Source organism: Streptomyces sp. SudanB25_2051 (genome assembly GCF_964272635.1).
Taxonomy (GTDB): domain Bacteria; phylum Actinomycetota; class Actinomycetes; order Streptomycetales; family Streptomycetaceae; genus Streptomyces.
In genome coordinates this window covers 2,933,191-2,948,316 of record NZ_OZ186787.1, presented here as the reverse complement: position 1 = coordinate 2,948,316, position 15,126 = coordinate 2,933,191, and the positions used below count along the sequence as shown (strand labels likewise).

The window sequence follows — 15,126 nt, the reverse complement described above, 5'->3', positions numbered from 1 at the left end:
AGGGCGTACGCTGCGCGCGCTGTGCGTGGGCACCCTCTCCATGGCCCTGGCCGCAGGAGCGGTGGGCGTCAGCCCCGCGGCGGCCGAGGAGACGCTCGCGGCGGGGTCCGCGAACGTCGAGGCGGGCCCGCTGCCCGACACCGAACGGGCACGGGTCGTCGAACTGTGGAAGACCGGCGGGCCGGGCGTGAAGGCCGCCGCCGAGGCCGCGCTGACGGGGACCGACGCGGATGTGCGCCGGTTCCTCGACAGCGAACTGGCCGTCACGCGGCTGCACGACGACCGCGTGACGGCGCTCCAGATGATCTCGCTGGGCGGCAAGGGCGTCCGCGAGGCGGCGCAGCGCGCCCTGAGCGGCACGCCGGAGGAGCTGGACGCCTTCCTGCGCGGCGGCTGGCAGCAGCCGCTGGAGGACGACCAGCGTGTCGAGGCCGCCCGGATCATGAACGAGGGCGGCCGGGGTGTCCGCGAGGCCGGGCAGGCCGCGCTGGGCGGCACCATCGAGGACGTACGGCAGTTCCTCCAGCACACCCGGCACACCGCGCGCGAGGCGGACGACCGGGTGCGGCTGATGCAGATCATGGCGTCGGGCGGGCCCGCCACGAAGGCCGCGGCCGCGCTCGCGATGGAGGGCTCCCCCCACGACGTACGGGAGTTCCTGGAGGTCGGGCAGCATGTGGCGCGCGCCCGCGACCAGGAGCGGGCGTCCGTCGCGCAGCTCGCCGCTCAGGCAAAGGAGGCCGGGGAGCGGGCCAAGCGGGAGACGGACGCCGCCAAGGAGGCGTCCGCCCGCGCCGTCGCCGCCTCCCAGCTGGCGAAGGAAGCCGCGCTGAAGGCGGCGAAGGAGACGGAGGAGGCCCGCAAGGACTCCAAGCGTGCCGCGAACGCCGCCGGGCGCGCCGCCTCCGCCGCGCGCGGTGCCGCCGCGGCGGCCCAGCAGGCGATCAGCGCGGCCCGCGCCGCGAACGCCTCCGCGCGCGTCGCCGCGGCCGCCGCCTCGCAGGCCGCATCGGCCGCCGCCGCTGCCGCCCAGGCCGCCTCCCGCGCCCGGGGCGCCGCCGCCGCTGCCGCCGCCGACGCCGGTGAGGCGTCCGCCGCGCGGAAGGCCGCCGAGGAGGCCCGTACGGCGGCGAAGGGCGCGAAGCTCGCGTCGGAGGCCGCGTTCCAGGCCGGTGTGGCCGCGCTCGCCGCCGGTGACGCCGCGAAGGCCGCCGCGAGCGCGGGCGCCAACGCGGACGCCGCCGCGACCGCCGCGTCCCAGGCCAGCGGCCATGCCGACGCCGCCGGGGCGCACTCCGCGCAGGCCGCCGCCGCCGCGGCGACCGCCCGCCGCCACGCCGCCGAGGCGACCCGCGCGGCGAACGCCGCCGAGTCCCTGGCCCGCCAGTCCGCCGCCGCCGCGTTCGAGGCGCGGGACGCCGCGAACGACGCCGCCGCGCACGCCGAGCGGGCCGCCACCGCCGCCGACGAGGCCGCCAAGCACGCCGGCGACTCGGCGAAGGCCGCCAAGGAGTCCACGGCGCACGCCGCCGAGGCGAAGAAGGCCGCCGACGCGGCGACCGCCGCCGTGGCCAAGGCCCGCGCCATCCACGACCTGGCCCGCAAGTCGGAGGCGGAGGACCTGCAGACCCGCACCACGGCCGCCGTGGAACGGGCCCGCGACCTGAAGGCCGCCGACGACGAGCGCCGCGAGGCCGCCGCCGCGGAGAAGGCCAGGGCGGCCGCGCTCGTCGCCGAGGCCGACCGGCTCGCCGCCGAGGCCGCCGAGCCCGGCACAGACCTCGCGGTCGTTGCCGCGCAGGGCCGCAAGGTCGCCGTCGCGACGATGCGGCACGCCGGCCCGTGGGCCACCGCCGCCGCGCAGGCCGCGCTCGCCGGGCCGGACGAGGCCGTCGTGGAGTACGTGCGCTCCGGCCGCGACCAGGCCGCCGAGATGGACGAGCTGGCCCGGGTGGAGCGCCTCGCCGACGAGGCCGACTCGCCCGCCGTGCGCGACGCGGCCGTCGCCGCCCTGGGCGGTGACCCCGCGGCCGTACGGGCGTTCCTGGCGACCGGGCAGCACGAGGCCGCCGCGCACGACTACCGCGTGGAGGTCGTCCGGATCAGCGACGACGCGGGCAGGGGCCTGGACGCCGCCGCGCAGGCCGCGTTGAACGACGGCTCCACCGACGCGCTGCGCGCGTTCATCACGTCCGGCCAGTACGCGGCCCGCACGGAGGACGAGCGGGTCGAGGCGACGCGGCTGCTCGGAACCGGCGGCCCGGAGGTGAGGGCCGCCGCGCGCATCGCCCTGGAGGGCCCGCCGCAGCTGCTGCACCACTTCATCGAGGTCGGCCAGTACAAGGCGAAGCGCAAGGACCAGCTCGCGGCGACCCACGTGGCCGCCGTGCAGCAGCTCATCGCGCAGGCCGCCGCCTCGGCCGCGCAGGCCCAGGCGCAGGCCGCCGAGGCCGCCCGCGTCGCCGCCGTCGCCCGCAAGGCCGCCGCCGAGGCCGCCGACTGGGCGAAGAAGGCCAAGGCGTCCGCCGACCAGGCGAAGAAGTACGCCGACGACGCCCGCGCCTCCGCCGACGCGGCGCAGAAGTCCGCCGACGAGGCCGCCGCGTCCGCGAAGGCCGCCCGCGCCGCCGAGGCCGACGCGAAGGAGGCCGCCCGCCAGGCGACCGTCTCCGCCGCCCGCGCCGCCGACTCGGCCGCCGCCGCGCGCTACTCCGCCGACGACGCCTGGGCCGCCGCGAACGCGGCCCGCGCCTCCGCGACCGCCGCCGGCCAGGACGCCGCCGCCGCGGACAAGGCGTCGAAGGAGGCGTACGCCGCGTTCCTCGTCAAGCGCAAGGAGGAGGAGGCGGCGAAGCGCCGCGAGGAGGCCGCCCGCGAGGAGCGCGCCCGGATCAAGGAGCTGAAGGAGAACGCCGCGATCATCGAGGCGGCGAACGCCGAGGCCGACGACACCGACGTGTGGGGCATCCTCTCCGAGACCGGCCACTTCCTCCTCGACGTGGGCGGGCTCGTGCCGGGCTTCGGCGAGGCCGCCGACGGCGCCAACTGCGCCTGGTACGGCGCCGAGGGCGACGCCGTGAACGCCGGGCTGTCCTGCGCGTCGGCCGCCCCGGCCGTCGGGTACGGGGCGTCCGCCGTCAAGTTCGGCAAGTGGGGCGACAAGGCCGCCGACTTCTTCAAGGGCCTGTTCGGCAAGAACACCCCGCCGCCGTGCAAGGTCCCGAACAGCTTCACCGGCACCACGCGCGTCGCGAAGGCGGACGGCACCAGCGTCCCGATCAGCGCCGTGCGCGTCGGCGACGAGGTCCTGGCGACCGACCCGGCCACCGGCCGCACCGGCGCCCGCCTCGTCGAGGACGTCGTCACCGGGTACGGGCTCAAGACCCTCGTACGGCTGACCGTCGACACGGACGGCGACCGCGGCGACCGCACCGGCACCGTCACCGCCACCGCCAACCACCCGTTCTGGGACACCGGCCGGCGCGCCTGGGTGGACGCGGCGGACGTACGGCCCGGCACCGGGCTGCGCACCCCGGACGGCACGACCGTCGAGGTGACGTCCGCCCGCGCGTGGACCGAGCCGGAGCGGGTCTACAACCTGTCCGTCAAGGGCCTCCACACGTACTACGCCCTCGCCGGCGACGCGCCGCTCCTCGTCCACAACTGCGGCAACCTGGACAAGGACTACCGCATCGCGGGCGGCCACGCGAAGGACCACGTGGGCCTGACCGACCAGGACATCATCGCCCGCGCCCCCACCCTGCGCGGCGGCAAGGCGTCCACGCTGCACCCGCAGACGGCGCAGCAGAGCATCGACGCCGTCCTCGCGGGCGTGGACCTCAACAAGTGGGCCGCGAAGAACTCGCGCGGCGCCGAGCGCATCCTCAAGAAGCGCTTCGGCCAGCCGATCGGCCGGGTCGCGGACAGCCAGGGCAACGTGAGCGACGCGTACACCCTGGAGCTGCTGATCCGCCGCGTCGACAAGGGCGAGGACGGCCACAAGGGGACGTGGATCGTCTACACCATGATGGCGAGCTGACGCCGCCGAGGCGGTACGGGGACCCGGGCGCCGCCCCGGCCCCGTACCGCCTCCGCCGGCCCCGGCCCCGGCCACCCGGCCCCCTGTCCCTGGCCCGACAGCGACCCCGCACCGAACCCGAACGCGACCCCCGGAGGAGACGGCCCATGGCATACGGCGAGATCCTGGACCTGCTCAGGGCACTGGACCGGGCCCACACCCGTGTCGGCCGCCACGCGAGCGCGCTGCTGCTGCACACGGAGGGCCTGGGCGAAGGCCGGGAGCTCACCCCGGACCTGCGCAACCGCGTCCACGAGGGCGGCGCGTGCGAACTGACGTCGCTGCACCGGTTCCTGCAGGTTGTCACACCCGACTACGCCGTCACCAACGAGATCGACCTCACCGTGTCGGTACGGGTCGCGGAGGACGGCTGCGCGGTGCGCGTCGGCGTGGACGTCCACCTGGACGAACCGGCCGGCGACCTCCCGGAGGGCCGTTCCGTCCTGTGGGAGCGCGGGTCGGGGACGCTCCCGCTGGACGAGGCGCTGCGCTTCCTGGACGCGGCGGTGGGGGAGCTGGTGGCGCTGGAGAACCCGTTCGGCCCGCTGGACCGCGGAAGGCCGTGAGGGCGCGGACCCACCCGGCCACCGAGCCCACCCGCACACCGGCCACCTCATGACCGCGGACCCCATCCGCCATCCGCCCCACCGACCCCACCCGGCCCACTGAGCCCCACCCGCCACACCGAGCCCACGCGCGACACGCGTACGCGCGTACCCCCCAGGCCGCTCCACCCCACCACCCCCCACACCCGACCAACCAAACCCGACCCCACCCACACCTCACCCGAGGGGAACCCGTGCCCACTGCACACAGACCCGCCAGATCCGCCCGGCTGAGCGGCATACTCGCCGCGGCCGCCGCCACCGGTCTGCTCGCCGCGGCCGTACCCGCCCACGCGGCGACCGGCCCCGCGGCCGCGGACGCCTCGTACGCGTTCACCGCGAACCTGGCGATCGGCGCCGGCGACCAGACCCGCGCCTGCTCGGGCGCGCTCGTCCACCCCGAGTGGCTGCTCACCGCGGCGGCCTGCTTCGCGCCGGACCCGGTCCTCGGCGGCCAGGTCGAGGCGGGCAAGCCGGCCCTGAAGACCACCGCCACGGTCGGCCGCGACGACCTGGCGGGCACCGGCGGACACGTCGCCGACGTCGTGGAACTGGTGCCGCGCGACGGCACCGACCTGGTCCTCGCGCGCCTGGCGGCCCCGGCCGTCGGCGTGCCGACCGTCCCGCTCGCGTCGACGCCCGTGACCCCGGGCGAGTCGCTGAGGGCCGCCGGATTCGGCCGGACGGCGACGGAGTGGCGACCGGACCGGCTGCACACCGCCGCGTTCGGCGTGGACACGGTCGCCGGCGGCACGCTCGGCATCACGGGCGCCGGCGCCGGGGACGCCATCTGCTCCGGCGACACGGGCGGCCCGCTGCTGCGCCCGAGGGCGGCCGGCGGCTTCGAGCTGGTCGGCATCAACACCCGTTCCTGGCAGGGCGGCTGCTTCGGCACGGACGAGACCCGCACGGGCGCCGTCGCGTCCCGTACGGACGGCATGGTGTTCGGCTCGTCGCTGGCCGCGGGCGCCGTGCTGCGCGCGGGCGACACGCTCGTCTCCGCTTCGGCCCGCCTCACCCTGCGCGCGGACGGCGACCTGGTCGTCACCTCCCGCGCCGGCGGCGTCCTGTGGCGGTCCGGCACGGCGGGCCACCCGGGCGCGACGGCCTTGTTCGGCGCGGACGGCAACCTCGTCGTGCGGGACGCGGCCGGTACGGCGCTGTGGGCGTCCGGCACGGCGGCGGCGGGCGGCACGCTCGTCGTCCAGGACCGGGGCAACGTCGTCATCCGCGACACGGCGGGCGCGACGGTGTGGTCCAGCAACACGGTCGTGGACAACGACTACGACCACGACGGCCGCAGCGACATGACGGCCTGGTACGACTTCGCGCAGGGCACCGACGCGACGTACACCTTCAACGGCCGCGCGGACGGCAGCCTCAGCGGCTACACGAAGACGTACACGGCCGCCGTCGACCAGTGGCGCGCCGAGTACATGAAGCGCGTCACGGGCGACTTCACCGGCGACGGCCCCGGCGACCTGCTGTTCGTGCAGGGCTACAGCGACACGAGCGTCAAGATGTTCCTGGCGAAGGGCCGGGCGGACGGCGCGTTCGACGAGCCGTACCAGGTGTGGGCGGTCGTCGCCGGCCACGGGGTCTTCCACTACAGCAACATGACGCCGCAGGCCGGTGACTTCAACGGCGACGGCCGCGACGACGTGGCGCTGTGGAACGTCGACAAGACGACCGGGGTGACCCGGATCTGGACGTTCCTCGCCAACGCCCACGGCACGTTCGCCCGCCCGGTGGAGTCGGAGTGGTACGGCCCGTCCGGGACCTGGCTGCGCAGCCGCGCCAAGTTCCTGACCGGCGACTTCAACGGCGACGGCCGCGACGAGCTGAGCGTCTTCTACGGCCAGGGCGACAACTCGATCAGGCAGTACGTGTTCCCGGCGACGTCGGCGGGCGTCTTCACCGCGCCCGGCACCTGGTGGACCGGCCCGGCGGCGACGACGTACGACTGGAACCGGGCGCAGCCGCACGCCGGCGACTTCGACGGCGACCGGCGGGACGACGTGCTGTTCTGGTACGACGCGGGCGGCGGCAAGTCGACCGGCCACCGGCTGCTGTCCACGGGCACGGCGTTCTCGGCTCCCGCTCTCGTGCTGAGCGGCTCCCTCGCCACCGCGTCCATCCAGGTCGTCGTGGGCGACTACAACGGCGACGGCCGGGACGACCTGGGCGCGATGTACCACTACCCGGCGACGGAGGTCGTCCGGATGTGGACGTGGACGGCGAAGCCGGACGGCTGGCTCAACGGCGCGCTGGCGGGCTGGGAGTCGTCGCCGAACAACTTCCTCTTCGACCAGACGAAGTTCGTCCGCCCCTACAGCGGCTGACGGCACCCTGCGCGACAGGCCGGTACGGGCTCCCCGTACCGGCCTGTTGACGTTCCACCGGCCGTTGCGCAACTCCCGTTAGTCAGAAGGGGTTGTCGGGCGGCCGACTGCGTTCGCAGCGGCCCCCCATCGACCACGCTGTGTATGTAGGCGAATACCCACAGTGTGGAAGGTGTGTGTGATGCAGGAGCGGCTGCGGGCGGCGGAAGAGACGGTGGAGCGGCTGCGGGAGGAACTGCTGCGAGCGGGCGTGGTCCTCCCGTCGCTCCGCGTCGACCTCGTGACGGTGACGAGCGAGTCCCCGTACCCGCTGGTGGAACTGGGCCGCTGCAACCTCGACACGGCGGCCAGGCTGGCGGACGCGCTGGAGGGGACGGCGCGGGAGTGAGGGCCGTGCCGGATGTGCGGGGCCCTGCCATCGGAGCAGCGATGGCAGGGCCTCCGAGGATTCACAGGCGGAGGTTCAACTCCGCGTGGACGTATTGCGGTGAGAACCCGAAGCGTGCCCCGGTGGAAGTCAGAGCATCAGCGGTCTCCCGGCCCACCGGCACGCAATAGGACTTCAGGGCGCGCAGCAACAGGCGATACCCGAGACCCGGGCACACGTCACCGGTCACCTGTTCAAGAGCCGGCACGAGACCCGCGAGCGGCAGCGGACAGGCATGGCGTTCCGCCTCGAAGGCCAGGAGTGGCCCTAGCGTACGGATCACTCCGAGAACGACCCGGCGGTCTTCCTCGTCCCGCACGGGCCGCGTGGCCGGCGGCACCGGGCCGGGATCAGTGTGGCGGGCTGCGGTGAGCCATGCCTCCTCCAGTCGTGCCAGCCAGTCGCGGGCGCTGACGCCGTCCCGCGCCGGGTCGAAGATGTGGTCGGTGGCGCCGAGCCACACCGTGCGAATGGCTTCGTCCGACAGCGGGGAGTCCCGGAGCAGTCGGACGTCCTGCCACAGAGCAAGCGACGCCTCGGCGCCGAAGGCGGCGACCGATCGAGCCGCGATACGGGCCGTGGCGGCGACCGGGCCCTCCTCGGCCAGGCAGTCGAGCTCGGGCACGGGCAGTTCCTCCGCGGCGTCGCACTGCGCCGCCATCCACGACAGGCCGATGTCCCTTGCCATGGTCAGCCCTCCAGATCCCGGGTGGGATGTCGCCCGCCACGGGGGGAGTGGTCAGCTCCACCTGGCGGACGGCGATCACCCTAGGCTCGGGGCGGTGCCTCCTGCCAGCGTCTTTCCGGGCGCTGTACGGCGGGTCGGCGCGTCGCCGTGGCTGCCTGGCGGCGCCTGCGCCGTCAGGGTGGCGGGGCGGTGGCGCTGTCCGGGATGGCGAAGTAGCGGGTGAACGGGTCCGTGTCGACGCCCGCCACGTCACCGAACGGCATCGACAGCTGGTGGATCAGGTAGCCGAGGAACACCGTCAGCGCCACCATGCCCATCGCCATCACGAGTTGGCTCGGGCTGCGGCCGATGCCGAAGAAGAACAGGATGCACACCGACAGGACCGCGCCCACGGCCAGTCCGGCCCACAGCACGGGGGACATGGAGTCCTCGGCGTTGGCCTCGCGGCCGCGGCGGGCCTCGTCCAAGTCACTGAGCTGGGCGAGGACTTCCAGGGACGTGACCTGCTGCGCGGGGGTGGAGTCCGGGGCCGCGGCGGCCGCGGAGCGCAGGCGGCCGAGGATCTCCCAGCCCGTGGGCCCCAGTTGCTCGCGCCGGTTCATGAGCGGCCACTCGTCGCGTACGACATGGGTCGCGTACTCCTCCGCCAACGCCTCGACGCGGCGCCGCTGTTCGGGCGGCAGGCCGTCGGACAGGACCGCGATCTGGTGGAGGGCGCCCGCCTCCTTGGACGTGTTGCCCTCGGCGTCGGCGCGCATCTCCCAGACGCTGACCAGGGCCAGGCCGAGGAGGAGCGCGTACAGCAGCGCGATCATCATCGACATGTACTCGGCGGCCTCCTCGCCCCGGTCGCCCTCGTCGGCGTCCTGGGGGCGGTAGCGGTGCCAGACGAGGACCGTGCCGGCGGCTATGAGCGCGCCGACGAGGCCGATCACGAGGGCTTCCACGACCTGGTTCATGGTTTCACCGTCCGGGCGCGCGGGTCACAGGCGGCGGGCCGCGAGGGCCACGACCACCACGGCGGGGAGGAAGAGGAGCAGGACGTAGAGGACGAGCGGGTGGCCCTCGTCGTCGGGGCCCGCCACGCGGGACCGGGCGGAGAAGAGGGCGTTGGCGTCGGCGTCCGGGGTCGTGGGGGCGGCGGTGCGGTCCGGGTCCGTCGTGGTGCCGGGGGGCCGGGCGGTGCCGGTGCCCGGAGGCCGGCCCGGGACGGTGCCCGGAGGCAGGCCCGGGACGGTGCCGGGAGGCAGGCCCGGGACGGCGCCCGTGCCCGGGGCCGTGCCCGGGGCGAGGCCCGTGCCGGGGAGGGTGCCGGTGCCGGGGGCGGTGCCCGGCGGCACGAGCGCGCCCGGCGGGACGAGGGCGCCGGGCGGCAGCGCGCCGGGCGGCAGTGCGCCTGGAGGTACGGCTCCGGGGGGCAGGGCGCCCGGGACGGCCGGGGCGCCGGGGACCGTGCCGCCGCCCGGGACCAGGCCCGGTACGGCCCCGAGCCCCGCCGCACCCGGTACGGCGCCCGCACCCGCCGCACCAGGCGCCGCAGCACCGGGGGCCGCAGCACCCGGGGCTGCGGCACCCGCGCCCGCCGCCGCACCGGGAGCCGCCGCCGCACCGGGAGCAGCCGCACCGGGAGCCGCCGCCGCACCGGGGGCAGCCGCCGCACCCGGAGGCCCGGCGGCACCCGGCGCCACCGCCCCCGGCGCCGCCGCACCCGGCGCCGCGCCTGGGGCCGCCGCACCCGGAGCCGTACCGGCCGCCGGCCCCGCCCCGGGGACCGCGCCCGGCAGGCCGCCCGCGCCCGGTGCGCCCGCACCCGGAGCCGCCTGGCCCGGTCCCGGCGCCGCCCCCGGCGCCCGGGGTGCCGCCACGCGCCGGACCGTGAACGGTACCGACGCCCGCGCCACCAGGCCCGGCGGCGCCACCCGCTCCCCGGCCGGGCCCAGCGTCACCAGCCGGTCGGTGCCCCGCACGACGGGCCTGCTGCGGTACGTGCCGGGGCGCAGGCCCGTCAGCCGGGCGGAGCACACGGCGCGGGCGCCCGGCGCGAGCACGGCCGGGGGCGCCGACCGGCCGGCGCAGTCCAGCCGGGTGCGCGGCGGCAGCAGCGGGTCGGTGAGCCGGGCGCCGTACACGGGGACGTTGCCGGGGTTGGACACCTCGTACCGCAGGACCGCGCTCGGCGCCGGCCCGTTGCGCACCGTGACGGTGACCGCGAGGGCGAGCGCCCCGCCGACCCCCCGGTAGCCGGTGACCGCCGTCGCCGTGGGGCGCAGCCCCAGGGAGGGGATCTCGCCCCGGACGCGGGCCGTCGTCGTATGGCGGCCGGGCGCGGCCGGCACCCGGGACGTGCAGACGACGCTCGTCATGCCGCGCATCCAGAAGCGGGGCCCGCCGGGGCAGGTCAGGGACCTGCCGGGGGCGGCCGGGTCGGTGACGGTGACGCGGTGGAGGTCGGCGCCGGAGCGGTTCGCCACCACGTACCGCTTGACCACGGGGTGGCCGACGCGGATGCCGGGGCGTTCGGCGCCGCGCCCCGGCAGGCCGTTCACCGTGACGGTCAGGGTGAGCGCGCCGGAGCCCACGCCGTCGGCGGCGGCGGGCGGCGCGGCGCGCACGGCGAGGAGCAGGACCGCCGCGAGGACCACCCCGACCAGCGCGGCCGCCACGAGCGGCGCCGCCGCGAGCAGTGGGGGCAGCGGGCCGGCGAGCGCCCCCCGCCGGACCGCAGTGCGGGCCTCCGCCACCTTCCACCTCCCGCCGAGAGTTCCGCGCCCCGCCCTTCGCGGCCGAGGAGTCCGTACGTCCCCACCACCCTCGAAGCTCCCGCCACCCGGCGAAAGCCGGACTGCTCCACCCGCGCCGCCGGCCACCCGGTCGGCCGATCACCGCCCGCGCGGGGCACCCCGTCCGCCGGCACCCCGCGGCCGCGGGGCGCCCCGGCAACGGGCGCCGGCCCGCGGGCCCTTGCCTGGAGTGCGCTCCAAGGCGTTGGCTTGGGTGCCATGAAGTACACGCAGCTCGGACGCACCGGACTCAAGGTCAGCCGACTCGTCCTCGGCACGATGAACTTCGGCCCGCAGACCGACGAGGCCGGAAGCCACGCCATCATGGACGCGGCGCTCGACGCCGGTATCAACTTCTTCGACACCGCCAACGTCTACGGCTGGGGCGAGAACAAGGGCCGCACCGAGGAGATCATCGGTTCGTGGTTCGCGGGCCGCTCCGACCGCCGCGACAAGGTCGTCCTCGCCACCAAGGTGTACGGGTCGATGGCCCCCGACGGGGAGGTCTGGCCCAACCACGACCGGCTGTCCGCCGTGAACATCCGCCGGGCCGTCGAGGCGAGCCTCAAGCGGCTGAACACCGACTACATCGACCTGTACCAGTTCCACCACATCGACCGCCGGACCCCCTTCGAGGAGATCTGGCAGGCGATCGACGTACTGATCCAGCAGGGCAAGGTGCTGTACGCCGGGTCCAGCAACTTCCCCGGCTACAAGATCGCCCAGGCGAACGAGGCGGCCGCGCGGCGCGGCATGGTCGGCCTGGTCAGCGAGCAGTGCCTGTACAACCTGGTCGAGCGGCGCGCCGAGATGGAGGTCGTCCCGGCGGCGCGGGACTACGGCCTCGGGGTCATCCCCTGGTCGCCGCTGCACGGCGGCCTCCTCGGCGGTGTGCTGCGCAAGGAGCGGGAGGGCGGCAGCTCACCGCGCGCGCAGGCGGGCCGGTCGGCGGACGCGCTGAAGAACACAGACATGCGGGAGAGGATCCAGGCGTACGAGACGCTGCTGGAGAAGCAGGGACTGGAGCCCGGCGAGGTGGCGCTGGCCTGGCTGCTCACCCGCCCCGGTGTGACGGGCCCGATCGTGGGGCCCCGCACGGCGGACCAGCTGGCGTCGGCGCTGCGGGCGGTGGAGCTGGACCTGTCCGACGAGCTGCTGGCCGAGCTGGACGGCATCTTCCCCGGCCCGGGCCCGTCGCCGGAGGCGTTCGCCTGGTAGGGCGGCACGCGGGCCGGACCCTGCGGGACGTGCACCTGACGGGCGGACCCGCAGGGCGGCACATGGTCCGGGCCCCGCAGGGCGGCACCTGACGGGCCGGGTCTGTGAGGCGGCGGCGTACGGGCCGGCGGGCCTGCCGGTGGGCGGGCCCGTGGGGGCCGGTGTGCCGGGGGTTACGCGCCGGACGCCGCCGCCACGGCGATGACGGCGAACATCAGCACGAGGACGGCGGCCATGATGCGGTTACGGGTCTTCGGGTCCACCCTTCGAGGTTAACCGCCGTCCGGGCGCGGCCCGCCCAGGGGCCACGTGGCGATCGTCTCGTACCGGGGCGCCTCCCCGGGCACCCCGGACACGGGCAGGTTGCTGCGGACGAGGGCCAGCTCCCCGACCTCCCAGCGCGCGCCCTCGAACCGCTCCAGCTCGGCGACGAACGGCCGCAGGTCCGTGTGGTCGGTGCGGCCGCGGGCGATCGTCAGGTGGGCCTGGTAGCGGCGGTGCTCGTCCATCGGGACACCGGCGCGCCGGGCCGCCGCGTCGCAGCGTTCGGCGAGGAGCCGCATGTCGTCGAGGCCGCCCGCCGCGCCCGCCCACAGGGCCCGGCGGCCGAACCGCCCGCCCCCGTGGACCCGCAGCGGGAAGGCCGGGGTGCGGTGCGCGGCGCGGGCGAGCCGCTCGGCCAGTTCCGGCAGCAGGGCCTCGTCCACCTCGCCCATGAACGCCAGCGTGTAGTGCCAGCCGGGCCGGCCGGTCCAGCGCAGCCCGTCCGCGCCCGGCATCCGCCGCAACCGCGCGACGAGAAGGGCCAGTTCCTCGGCGGCCGCGGGGGGCGGCAGCACGGCGGTGAAAAGCCTCATACGGCGAGTCTGGCACGCCGCCGCAAGGCCCACCCGCACGTCCGCGGCCCTCCGGCCGCGCCCGCACTCCTGGCCCTCCGCCACGCCCGCCCGCCCACGGCCCCGCCGCGCCCGCACGCTCACGCCCCGGCGCCCCGCCGCGCCCGTACGCTCAGGTCACGGCGCCCCGCCGGGGCGGGCGCTCAGGCCGTGGCCGCCAGCCGGGTCCGCTCCTCGGGGCGCTCGCGCGGCACGAACCGCACCTGCGGGTGCCGTACGTGGCGGCCGGGACGCAGCTCGACGCGCATCCGGACGCCGGTGGCGCGGGAGAGCAGCGCGCCGATCACCACGGCGGCGAGCAGCGACACGACACCGCCGGTCGCGAAGCCGGCGCGGGCGCCGTACGTGTCGGTGACCCAGCCCAGCAGGGGCGCGCCCAGCGGCGTACCGCCGGCGAAGACCATCATGTACAGGCTCATCACCCGGCCCCGCATCACCGGGTCGGTCGCGAGCTGCACGAACGAGTTGGCCGTCACGTTCACGGTCAGGCCGAACATGCCGATCGGCACGAGCAGCAGGGTGAACAGCCAGAAGCTCGGCGTCATCGCGGCGGCGATCTCCAGGACGCCGAAGACCGCGGCGGCGCCGATCAGCATCCGCAGCCGGGAGGTGCCGCGCCGTGCCGACAGCAGGGCGCCCGCCAGGGAGCCGACGGCCATGAGCGTGTTGAGCAACCCGTACGTGCCGGGGCCGACGTGGAAGACGCCGTCGGCGAAGGCGGTCAGCCAGATCGGGAAGTTGAACCCGAAGGTGCCGATGAACCCGACGAGCGCGATCGGCCAGATCAGCTCGGGGCGCCCGGCGACATACCGCAGGCCCTCACGCAGCTGGCCCTTGCCGCGCGGGGCGCGGGCGGTCGGGTACAGCTCGGCGGGCCGCATCAGCAGCAGCGCGGCGAGCGGCGCCAGGAACGACAGGCCGTTGACGAGGAACGCCCAGCCGCTGCCGACGGAGGCGATCAGCAGACCGGCGACGGCGGGCCCGACGAGCCGGGCGGACTGGAAGTTCGCCGAATTCAGGCTGACGGCGTTGCGCAGCTGCGCGGGGCCGACCATCTCGGACACGAACGACTGGCGGGCCGGGTTGTCGACGACGGTGACCATGCCGAGGAGGAACGCCACCAGGTACACGTGCCACACCTGGACGTGTCCGGACAGGGTGAGCGCGGCGAGGCCGATCCCGCACAGGCCGAGCGCGGCCTGGCTGACCACGAGGAGGCGCCGCTTCGGATACCGGTCGGCGATCACCCCGCCGTACAGGCCGAACAGCAGCATCGGCAGGAACTGGAGCGCCGTCGTGATGCCGACGGCGGCGGCGGAGCCGGTGAGGCTGAGGACCAGCCAGTCCTGGGTGATGCGGGCCATCCAGGTCCCCGTGTTGGAGACGATGGCCCCGGTGAAGAAGAGGCGGTAGTTCCGCACCTTCAGCGAGGCGAAGGTGCCGCCTGCGGCGCGGTGCGGGGCGCGGGTGGTGTGGTTCGAGGGGTGGGGGTTGTGTCCGGGGGCGGAGAGTTCTCCGGTTCCCGTACTCAAAAGGGGTCGCCTCCTTGACTTGGGTCGTCCTACAGGTGCGCGAGCTTCTCCAGGACGGGGGCCGCGGCGCGCAGCCTGGCCCACTCGTCCTCGTCCAGACCCTCGGCGAGCGAGGCCAGCCAGGCGTTCCGCTTGCGGCGGGACTCCTCGAGCATGGCCTCGGCCCGCTCGGTCTGGCTGACCACCTTCTGGCGGCGGTCGTCCGGATGCGGCTCCAGCCTGACCAGGCCCTTCGCCTCCAGCAGCGCGACGATGCGCGTCATGGACGGCGGCTGTACGTGCTCCTTGCGGGCCAGCTCACCGGGGGTGGCCGAACCGCAGCGGGCGAGCGTGCCGAGCACCGACATCTCGGTGGGGCTCAGCGACTCGTCGACGCGCTGGTGCTTCAGGCGCCGGGACAGCCGCATGACGGCGGAACGGAGCGCGTTCACGGCGGCTGCGTCGGCGTCGTCGCCGGGTCCGCCGCGGGACAGGTCAGGCATGTTCTTTAGCGTAACTCATTACTCTGTCTAACGACCAGTCGGATGATCGCATGGCACCCGGTGGTGAGGGATGTCACG

General features: G+C 75.7%; 12 protein-coding genes. 6 read left to right on the top strand and 6 right to left on the bottom strand.

Annotation, left to right across the window (positions count from 1 at the left end):
- Positions 1-25: 25 nt before the first annotated feature.
- The 4 genes from ACSUPT_RS13000 to ACSUPT_RS12985 all read left to right on the top strand — a co-directional run bounded on the left by ACSUPT_RS13000 (position 26) and on the right by ACSUPT_RS12985 (position 7,413).
- Entirely contained in the window at positions 26-4,039 is a 4,014-nt protein-coding gene (locus ACSUPT_RS13000) for a polymorphic toxin-type HINT domain-containing protein (protein WP_436944352.1), read from the top strand.
- Positions 4,040-4,185: 146 nt separating this feature from the next.
- The gene (locus ACSUPT_RS12995) at positions 4,186-4,644 is read left to right on the top strand and encodes a hypothetical protein (RefSeq protein ID WP_436944350.1); all 459 of its coding nucleotides are present in this window, start codon (positions 4,186-4,188) and stop codon (positions 4,642-4,644) included.
- Positions 4,645-4,877: 233 nt separating this feature from the next.
- On the top strand, positions 4,878-7,025 hold the full coding sequence (locus ACSUPT_RS12990) for an FG-GAP-like repeat-containing protein (protein WP_436944348.1): 2,148 nt from the start codon (positions 4,878-4,880) through the stop codon (positions 7,023-7,025).
- A 181-nt stretch (positions 7,026-7,206) separates the two neighbouring features.
- Positions 7,207-7,413, top strand: coding sequence for a hypothetical protein (locus ACSUPT_RS12985; protein WP_351967027.1), 207 nt, complete (start codon positions 7,207-7,209; stop codon positions 7,411-7,413).
- Between the two features lie 61 nt (positions 7,414-7,474).
- Here ACSUPT_RS12985 and ACSUPT_RS12980 read toward each other — a convergent pair whose 3' ends face one another.
- The 3 genes from ACSUPT_RS12980 to ACSUPT_RS12970 all read right to left on the bottom strand — a co-directional run bounded on the left by ACSUPT_RS12980 (position 7,475) and on the right by ACSUPT_RS12970 (position 10,503).
- Positions 7,475-8,140 carry a hypothetical protein gene (locus tag ACSUPT_RS12980; protein ID WP_436944346.1) on the bottom strand — a complete coding sequence of 222 codons (666 nt, stop codon included), beginning with the start codon at positions 8,138-8,140 and terminating at the stop codon, positions 7,475-7,477.
- 173 nt (positions 8,141-8,313) lie between these two features.
- A complete protein-coding gene (locus ACSUPT_RS12975) occupies positions 8,314-9,099 on the bottom strand; it encodes a hypothetical protein (RefSeq protein ID WP_361658374.1) in 786 nt (261 codons plus the stop codon).
- Positions 9,100-9,123: 24 nt separating this feature from the next.
- The gene (locus tag ACSUPT_RS12970) at positions 9,124-10,503 is read right to left on the bottom strand and encodes a hypothetical protein (protein ID WP_436944344.1); all 1,380 of its coding nucleotides are present in this window, start codon (positions 10,501-10,503) and stop codon (positions 9,124-9,126) included.
- Here ACSUPT_RS12970 and cas5 point away from each other — a divergent pair.
- Together cas5 and ACSUPT_RS12960 are read left to right on the top strand one after the other, a co-directional pair.
- On the top strand, positions 10,502-11,143 hold the full coding sequence (gene cas5 / locus ACSUPT_RS12965) for a CRISPR-associated protein Cas5 (RefSeq protein WP_351967023.1): 642 nt from the start codon (positions 10,502-10,504) through the stop codon (positions 11,141-11,143). The two genes, ACSUPT_RS12970 and cas5, sit on opposite strands and share 2 nt — an antisense overlap.
- Complete coding sequence (locus ACSUPT_RS12960; RefSeq protein ID WP_351967022.1) at positions 11,140-12,138, top strand: aldo/keto reductase; 999 nt, start codon at positions 11,140-11,142, stop codon at positions 12,136-12,138. Before cas5 ends, ACSUPT_RS12960 begins: the two co-directional genes overlap by 4 nt.
- Positions 12,139-12,410: 272 nt before the next feature.
- On the opposite strand, the gene thpR is transcribed toward ACSUPT_RS12960, so the two are convergent.
- The 3 genes from thpR to ACSUPT_RS12945 all read right to left on the bottom strand — a co-directional run bounded on the left by thpR (position 12,411) and on the right by ACSUPT_RS12945 (position 15,048).
- Positions 12,411-12,995, bottom strand: coding sequence for an RNA 2',3'-cyclic phosphodiesterase (thpR, locus tag ACSUPT_RS12955; RefSeq protein WP_351967021.1), 585 nt, complete (start codon positions 12,993-12,995; stop codon positions 12,411-12,413).
- A 182-nt stretch (positions 12,996-13,177) separates the two neighbouring features.
- Positions 13,178-14,566: an MFS transporter gene (locus ACSUPT_RS12950; RefSeq protein WP_351967020.1), complete on the bottom strand. Its 1,389-nt coding sequence runs from the start codon at positions 14,564-14,566 to the stop codon at positions 13,178-13,180.
- A gap of 29 nt (positions 14,567-14,595) precedes the next feature.
- Entirely contained in the window at positions 14,596-15,048 is a 453-nt protein-coding gene (locus tag ACSUPT_RS12945) for a MarR family winged helix-turn-helix transcriptional regulator (protein ID WP_351967019.1), read from the bottom strand.
- Positions 15,049-15,126 lie beyond the last annotated feature (78 nt).

Coding starts and splice junctions, on each gene's coding strand:
- ACSUPT_RS12995 (WP_436944350.1), top strand. CDS start 4,186: ATGGCATACGGCGAGATCCTGGACCTGCTCAGGGCACTGGACCGGGCC.
- ACSUPT_RS12985 (WP_351967027.1), top strand. CDS start 7,207: ATGCAGGAGCGGCTGCGGGCGGCGGAAGAGACGGTGGAGCGGCTGCGG.
- ACSUPT_RS12980 (WP_436944346.1), bottom strand. CDS start 8,140: ATGGCAAGGGACATCGGCCTGTCGTGGATGGCGGCGCAGTGCGACGCC.
- ACSUPT_RS12975 (WP_361658374.1), bottom strand. CDS start 9,099: ATGAACCAGGTCGTGGAAGCCCTCGTGATCGGCCTCGTCGGCGCGCTC.
- cas5 (WP_351967023.1), top strand. CDS start 10,502: ATGCCGCGCATCCAGAAGCGGGGCCCGCCGGGGCAGGTCAGGGACCTG.
- ACSUPT_RS12970 (WP_436944344.1), bottom strand. CDS start 10,503: ATGACGAGCGTCGTCTGCACGTCCCGGGTGCCGGCCGCGCCCGGCCGC.
- ACSUPT_RS12960 (WP_351967022.1), top strand. CDS start 11,140: ATGAAGTACACGCAGCTCGGACGCACCGGACTCAAGGTCAGCCGACTC.
- thpR (WP_351967021.1), bottom strand. CDS start 12,995: ATGAGGCTTTTCACCGCCGTGCTGCCGCCCCCCGCGGCCGCCGAGGAA.
- ACSUPT_RS12945 (WP_351967019.1), bottom strand. CDS start 15,048: ATGCCTGACCTGTCCCGCGGCGGACCCGGCGACGACGCCGACGCAGCC.